This is a genomic window from Limnohabitans sp. (genome assembly GCF_044373035.1).
Taxonomy (GTDB): domain Bacteria; phylum Pseudomonadota; class Gammaproteobacteria; order Burkholderiales; family Burkholderiaceae_C; genus Limnohabitans_A.
In genome coordinates this window covers 1-5,958 of record NZ_JBILQU010000133.1, presented here as the reverse complement: position 1 = coordinate 5,958, position 5,958 = coordinate 1, and the positions used below count along the sequence as shown (strand labels likewise).

Sequence of the window (5,958 nt, the reverse complement as noted above, 5' to 3'; positions counted from 1 at the left end):
CTGGCGGTGAACAGGCCATGGTTTTGGTGGATGGCGGCTTTGACGCCCTTGAACCAATCGGCCACTTTCAGGCCCGCCTGGACTTCGACCGCCACTTGTCCGGCTTCGTCGCCAATGACCACATGGTCTTCAAAGAAGGCGGCCGCGTCTTGCGAGATGGGCAGCAAAGGCTGGCCCAGTGACGCGAAGGCTGTGCCGTACACCGTGTGGGCGTGGCACATGGCCAGGATGTCGGGGTGCGCCTCGTGCACGGCGGCGTGCAGCACAAACCCGGCGCGGTTGACCGCATAGTCGCCCTCAATCACCTGGCCCTGGTGGTCCACCAAGATCAGGTTGGACACTTTGACCTGCGCAAAGTGCACCGCCATGGGGTTGGTCCAGTACAGGTGAGGGCGCTCGGGGTCGCGGATGGTCAGGTGCCCGGCAAAGCCGTAGTCCAGCCCGGCGCGGGCAAAGGCCCGGCAAGCCCCGGCCAGGCGCTCTTTGAGGTACTGGAGGTGCTGGGCATGGTTGTCAAAACTGGGGATGCCCGGGAACAGCAAACCGGCTTGATCGGGTTGGTAAATCGACACCTTGGGGTCGGTCAGCGGATCAAAGCGGTGCTCTGAGGGCAAAAATTGGTTGGTGGTCACGGGCAGTCCTGAAACGCTAAATGGGTAGAAAACCAGATATTCGCCCGATTGGTGTGCCTTGACAAACGGTGAATGCTCATGGAAACATGAGCTCAATTCATCTGAAAATCATTCGCATGAGAAATCTTCCACCTTTAGCCCGCTTGCGCACCTTCGAGGCGGCTGCGCGCCTGCAGAGCTTTGCCTTGGCCGCGCAAGAGCTGCACCTGACCGCTTCGGCCATCAGCCACCAGATTCGCGACTTGGAAAAGTACTTTGGGCGGGCGCTGTTTGAGCGCCGCCATCGTCAGGTGCAGACCACGCGGGAGGGGCAGCGCCTGTTTGAAAGCTTAGACCGTTTGTTTGGCGCCCTTGAAGCCAGTTGCGCTGAGGTGCAGTTGCCCACGCAGGACCAGGTGCTGGCGGTGCACTGTGCGCCCAGTCTGGCGCTCAAGTGGTTGGGCCCGCGATTGCCGGGCTTCCTGGCGCTGCACCCGACGGTCAACATCCGTTTGACCACGGGGGCCGAGCCGCTGGATTTGGGGGCGCAGCGCGAAATCGATGTCACGATCTCCTATGGCCCACCACGCCACAGCGCCGGGCTCGATGTTTGCGCCTTGGGCGATGAGCACATCGCGCCTCTGGTGGCCCCGAACCTGCTGCAAATCGACGAGCCGCCTGAGCAACTGTTGGCCCGTTGGCCTTTGATCGATTCGCAGCTGAGCCCCGTGGGCTGGCCGCAGTGGTTTGCTTTTCACGACATGTCGATGCCAGTGCGTCCCCGGCCGTCTTTTGACCGTGCGGCCATGGCGATTGCGGCGGCTGTCGACGGCATGGGGGTGGCGCTGGAGAGCACGCGACTGGCCGCCCGCGAGATCGAGCGTGGCGAGTTGGTAGTCTTGGGCGCAGACTGTTGGCCCGCCTTGGTGCGCCCGGTGCATTTCATGAGCGTGCGCCACACCGACCGCGCACGCGGTGCCACATTGGCCTTTGTGCAGTGGGTGCAGGCGCAAGCGGGCTTGGGCTATTCAGCGCCTTGAGGACACCCAAATCCCGCCAATCATCAGCGCAAAGGCCAGTGCGTGAAACAGCTGCGGCAACTCGCCCAAAAAGGCGGCTGAAAAGCTGGCCGCAAAGGGTGGTGTGAGGTTGGCAAAAAAGCCCGCGACTGCCAGGCCTGCCTGCTGAACGCCCAGGCCACAACAGCGGTAGGCCAGCACGGCCGGGCCCACGGCCACAAAGCCAGGGCACATGCCAGCGGCCAGCCTCAAGTGATCTGTGCGTCCGTCAGGCCCCATTCCATGCCCGCAAACAGCCCCGACCAGGCCAGACCGAACACCACTTGCGCGAGCAAGAAAGCAGCCCAGTCGTTGCAGCCAACATGCGGCTGACATGACCGGCCAAAACGTGTTGGTCGATGGCGGGTCTTATCCGGGCACGTATTGACGCTGGGCAGGGGGGCTCAATGCAGCTTCACTGTCGGGTTGGTTTGTTTGGTGATCAAACGCGACAGGGTAAAGAGTGTGGTTTTGATGAGGCCGTGAATGGCCAGCTCATGCAATTTGTACAAAGACAGGTACATGAGCTTGGCAAAGTAGCCTTCGATCATCAGACTCTTGCCTGTCAAGCCGCCCATCATGTTGCCTATCGTTGTGAACTTGCCCAGCGACACCAATGAGCCAAAGTCTCTGTAGCGGTAGGCTTTCAGAGGCTGACGGGCCATGCGGCGTTTGATTTGCTGAAACATGTGCGTGGCCTGCTGATGCGCTGCTTGCGCACGCGGGGGCACAAAGCCAGCCTGGCCGCCATCGGCATCTGAACAGGGGCAAGCAGCGCAGTCACCCAACGCAAAAACATCGGGGTCGCGCGTGGTTTGCAGCGTATCGAAAACGACCAACTGGTTGATGCGGTTGGTTTCAAGACCGCTGAAGTCTTTCAAGAAATCAGGTGCTTTCACGCCTGCTGCCCACACCACCAGCTCAGATTCGATCTCGCGTCCATCGGCCAAGCGAATGCCGGTGGGTGTGACCTCCATCACCTTGGAGTTGGTGAGGACTTGGACACCCAGATGGGAGAGGAGTTTCTCTGTGGCTTGGGACATGCGTGGCTGTAAAGCAGGCAATATACGGTCAGCCGCCTCGATCAAGCTGACTTTGATGTCCTTGTCCACGTCGATGCGGTCCAAGCCAAACGCCACCACCTCGCGCGTGGTGCGGTGCAGCTCTGCGGCCAACTCGACGCCCGTGGCACCCGCGCCGATGATGGCCACATGCAATTGACGTTTGTGGATGACCTCCAATTGGTTGTGTGCGCGGATACACGCATTCACCATCTTGGAATGGAATGACTTGGCGTCGTGTTGTGTTTCCAACTTCAGCGCGTACGCTTTGACGCCCCGGGTGCCAAAGTCGTTGCTCAAGCTGCCGATGCAAATCACCAGCGTGTCGTAGCTGATGCGCTGTGTGGGTGTGACGGCGACGCCATCCTCGTCCAAATAAGGCGCAAGCTCAATGGTTTTATGAGACCGGTCAAGTCCCGCGAGCTCACCAATGCGAAAAGTGAAGTGATGCCAATGGGCTTGGGCCATGTAATCGACTTCGTGGTCGCCCAGGTCCATGCTGCCCGAGGCGATTTCATGCAGCTTGGGCTTCCAAATGTGTGTGCGGTTTTTGTCGACCAAGGTGACCAGCGCACGCTGGTTTTTGCCATAGGCATGTCCCAGTCGGGTTGCGAGTTCCAGTCCCCCAGCGCCGCCACCCACGATGACGATTTTGTGTTGTTTGCTCATGTTTCAGCCCGCGTTTTTGTCATCAGTTCAGCTCGCCCATTCAAACGCCGCAAAGCCACTGCTGAGAAACATTCAATAAAGCGTCACTCCTGTTATTTTGAAGGAAAAAACAAAGACACCGCCTGGGATATCCAAAATTTCTATGAATGGGGCAATTTCTGATCGGTTGTCACGGCTTCTCAATTTGAAAGCGTCAGCGCAGTGACCGCGTTGGGGCCTTCAGCCCCAAATTCCCCTCTCGTTTATTTCATCCCAACCCATCAAATCAGTGCTTCCAAGCCTTTGCGATCAAGCAGGTTAAGCAACTTCAGCGAGGGGCCGCTTGGGTGTTTGTCGCCAATCTCCCACTTTCGCACGGTCGAAATACTGGTGTTCAACACCGAAGTCAAAACAGCTTGGCTCAACTGAAGATGATCCCTCAGAGCTCGAATTTTTTCACTGTCGTATGCGGGGATGGGATCCAGACAAAGCACGTCAAATTTGCGCATTTTGCGTTTATCAATGAAGCCAAGGCGATGAAGATCACGGACTGTTTCGTGGACTGCTTCAAAAATTTGGCTCTCGGCCTTAGATTTGGTGGTCATGGCATCCCTCACTTAAAGTTCCATCATTCAAGGCCTCAGCCAGTTGTTTGCCAGTCCTCGCCAATAACTGCTCGGCCAAGTCTTTCAATGCTTCCAATTCATCATCCGATAGATTGGCACGGTCATTTTTTTCGAATCCGTACACAAAAAACCATCGGTTCCCCTTGTTGGTCGCGACCAGTGTTCCGTCGCCGCTGCGCGCACCTCTTGTGCCTTATGGCCTGGCAGACACCACGATCCCACCCACAATCAGCGCAAACGCGGTCATGTGGTACAGGTGCGGCAGTTCGCCCAAAAACGCCGCTGACAAGATGGCCGCAAACAGCGGCGTGAGGTTGGCAAAAAAGCCGGCCACTGCAGGCCCTGCCTTCTGGATGCCCAATCCCCAGCAGCGGTAGGCCAGCACGGCCGGGCCCACGGCCACAAAGGCCAGCGCAGCGATCAGGGGCCAGCCCCAGGTGATGTGCGCATCGGTCAAACCCCATTCCAGGCCCGCAAACAAGCCCGACCAAGCCAGACCGAACACCACCTGTGCGAGCAAAAAGGCCGCCCAGTCGTTGCGGATGGCTTCGGGTTCGTCCTTGCGGGTGAGCAGCCAGCTGTACCAGGACCAGCAGGCCGTGGCCAGCAAGATGAACAAATCGCCCACCACCAAACGCACCGCCATGAGCTGCGCCCAGTCGCCCCGCGACAACACCACCAGCACGCCCAATATGGACAGCATGGCCCCATAGACTTGGGCCCGCCGCACCGGCACCTGAAAAAACAGCGCCCCAATGCCCAGCATCCACACCGGCCCACTGGCGGCCACCAAGGTCACATTCAGCGGGGTGGAGGTTTGCAGCGCCAGGTATTGCAGCGCGTTGTAACAACCCACGCCCAGCAAACTGAGCAGGGCAAAACGCCGCCAGTGCTGCCACATTCCGCTGCTGCGCCGCAGAACCCACGACGCCAAGGGCAGCAAGATGAACAGGGCCACAGCCCAACGTAAAAAGTTGAGCGTGATGGGCGGCACCCAATCGCTGACCAGACGGCCCACCACGGCATTGCCCGCCCACAGCAAAGGGGGGACCGTCAGCAGCAAGGCAGTCACGGGCGAAAGTTTTTGGGTCATGCGGCAATGTAGCGGCATTCGGGTTTTCCCGCTGTCGCCGAACTGTCCCGCCACCGTCCCTGTTCCCGGCTGGGAGACACGAATCGTGGCAAAGTGGCAGGTTGTTAATTACGACACCCACAGGAGATTTCCCATGAGCCTTGCAGTCCAGATTGACCAGAACGGTGGTCCCGAAGTCATGAAGCTCGTTGACGTGACGGTCGGCGAACCTGGCCCCGGCGAGATCCGCATCCGCCACAAGGCCATCGGCCTGAATTTCATTGACGTGTACCAGCGCAGCGGCCTGTATGCGCTGCCCATGCCGCTCAAGTTGGGCATGGAAGCCTCGGGCGTGGTCGAAGCCGTGGGCGAGGGCGTGACGCACCTGAAGGTGGGTGACCGCGCAGCGTACGCCAGCCAACCGCCCGGCAGCTACTGCGAAGTGCGCGTGATGCCCGCCAAGTGCGTGTGCAAGCTGCCCGATGCGATCTCTTTCGAAACTGGCGCGGCCATGATGCTCAAGGGTTTGACGGCGCAGTACCTGCTCAAGCGCACGCAGCCCCAGGGGGGCCTGAAGGCCGGTGACTTTGTGCTGTTCCACGCTGCGGCGGGTGGCGTGGGCCTGATTGCTTGCCAGTGGGCCAAGGCCCTGGGCCTGCGCTTGATTGGCACTGCCGGCAGCGATGCCAAGTGCGCTTTGGCGCTGGCCAACGGTGCCGAGTTTTGCATCAACTACTCCACCGAAGATTTCCAGGCCAAGGTCAAAGAGATCACCGGTGGCAAAGGCGTCAAAGTGGTGTACGACTCGGTGGGCAAAGACACCTGGGACAAGTCGCTCGACTGCTTGGCACCATTTGGTTTGATGGCCAGTTTTGGCAATGC

The 5,958-nt window shown here is 59.4% G+C and carries 6 protein-coding genes and 2 pseudogenes; 2 read left to right on the top strand and 6 right to left on the bottom strand.

Features of this window, described 5'->3' with window-relative positions; all coding sequences use genetic code 11:
• A partial coding sequence (locus tag ACIQ47_RS14135; protein ID WP_396438714.1) for a class II aldolase/adducin family protein occupies nt 1-632 on the bottom strand: 632 nt, incomplete at its 3' end.
• Nucleotides 633-748: 116 nt separating this feature from the next.
• On the opposite strand from ACIQ47_RS14135, the gene ACIQ47_RS14130 reads away from it, so the two are divergent.
• Entirely contained in the window at nt 749-1,651 is a 903-nt protein-coding gene (locus ACIQ47_RS14130) for a LysR substrate-binding domain-containing protein (protein ID WP_396429103.1), read from the top strand.
• On the opposite strand, the pseudogene ACIQ47_RS14125 reads toward ACIQ47_RS14130, so the two are convergent.
• The 5 genes and pseudogenes from ACIQ47_RS14125 to ACIQ47_RS14105 form a co-directional block, all read right to left on the bottom strand.
• Nucleotides 1,640-1,983, bottom strand: a pseudogene (locus tag ACIQ47_RS14125) (EamA family transporter); the annotation flags it as partial. The gene ACIQ47_RS14130 and the pseudogene ACIQ47_RS14125 sit on opposite strands and share 12 nt — an antisense overlap.
• A gap of 90 nt (nt 1,984-2,073) precedes the next feature.
• Nucleotides 2,074-3,399: an NAD(P)/FAD-dependent oxidoreductase gene (locus ACIQ47_RS14120; protein ID WP_396438713.1), complete on the bottom strand. Its 1,326-nt coding sequence runs from the start codon at nt 3,397-3,399 to the stop codon at nt 2,074-2,076.
• Between the two features lie 260 nt (nt 3,400-3,659).
• The gene (locus ACIQ47_RS14115; RefSeq protein WP_396438712.1) at nt 3,660-3,983 is read right to left on the bottom strand and encodes a helix-turn-helix domain-containing protein; all 324 of its coding nucleotides are present in this window, start codon (nt 3,981-3,983) and stop codon (nt 3,660-3,662) included.
• Nucleotides 3,967-4,179: pseudogene (locus ACIQ47_RS14110) on the bottom strand (type II toxin-antitoxin system RelE/ParE family toxin); the annotation flags it as partial. The pseudogene ACIQ47_RS14110 and the gene ACIQ47_RS14115, both read right to left, overlap by 17 nt.
• Nucleotides 4,180-4,197: 18 nt before the next feature.
• The gene (locus ACIQ47_RS14105; RefSeq protein ID WP_396438711.1) at nt 4,198-5,097 is read right to left on the bottom strand and encodes a DMT family transporter; all 900 of its coding nucleotides are present in this window, start codon (nt 5,095-5,097) and stop codon (nt 4,198-4,200) included.
• 133 nt (nt 5,098-5,230) lie between these two features.
• On the opposite strand from ACIQ47_RS14105, the gene ACIQ47_RS14100 reads away from it, so the two are divergent.
• Nucleotides 5,231-5,958, top strand: a 728-nt coding sequence (locus tag ACIQ47_RS14100) for a quinone oxidoreductase family protein (protein WP_396438710.1), incomplete at its 3' end; no start/stop codon positions are given.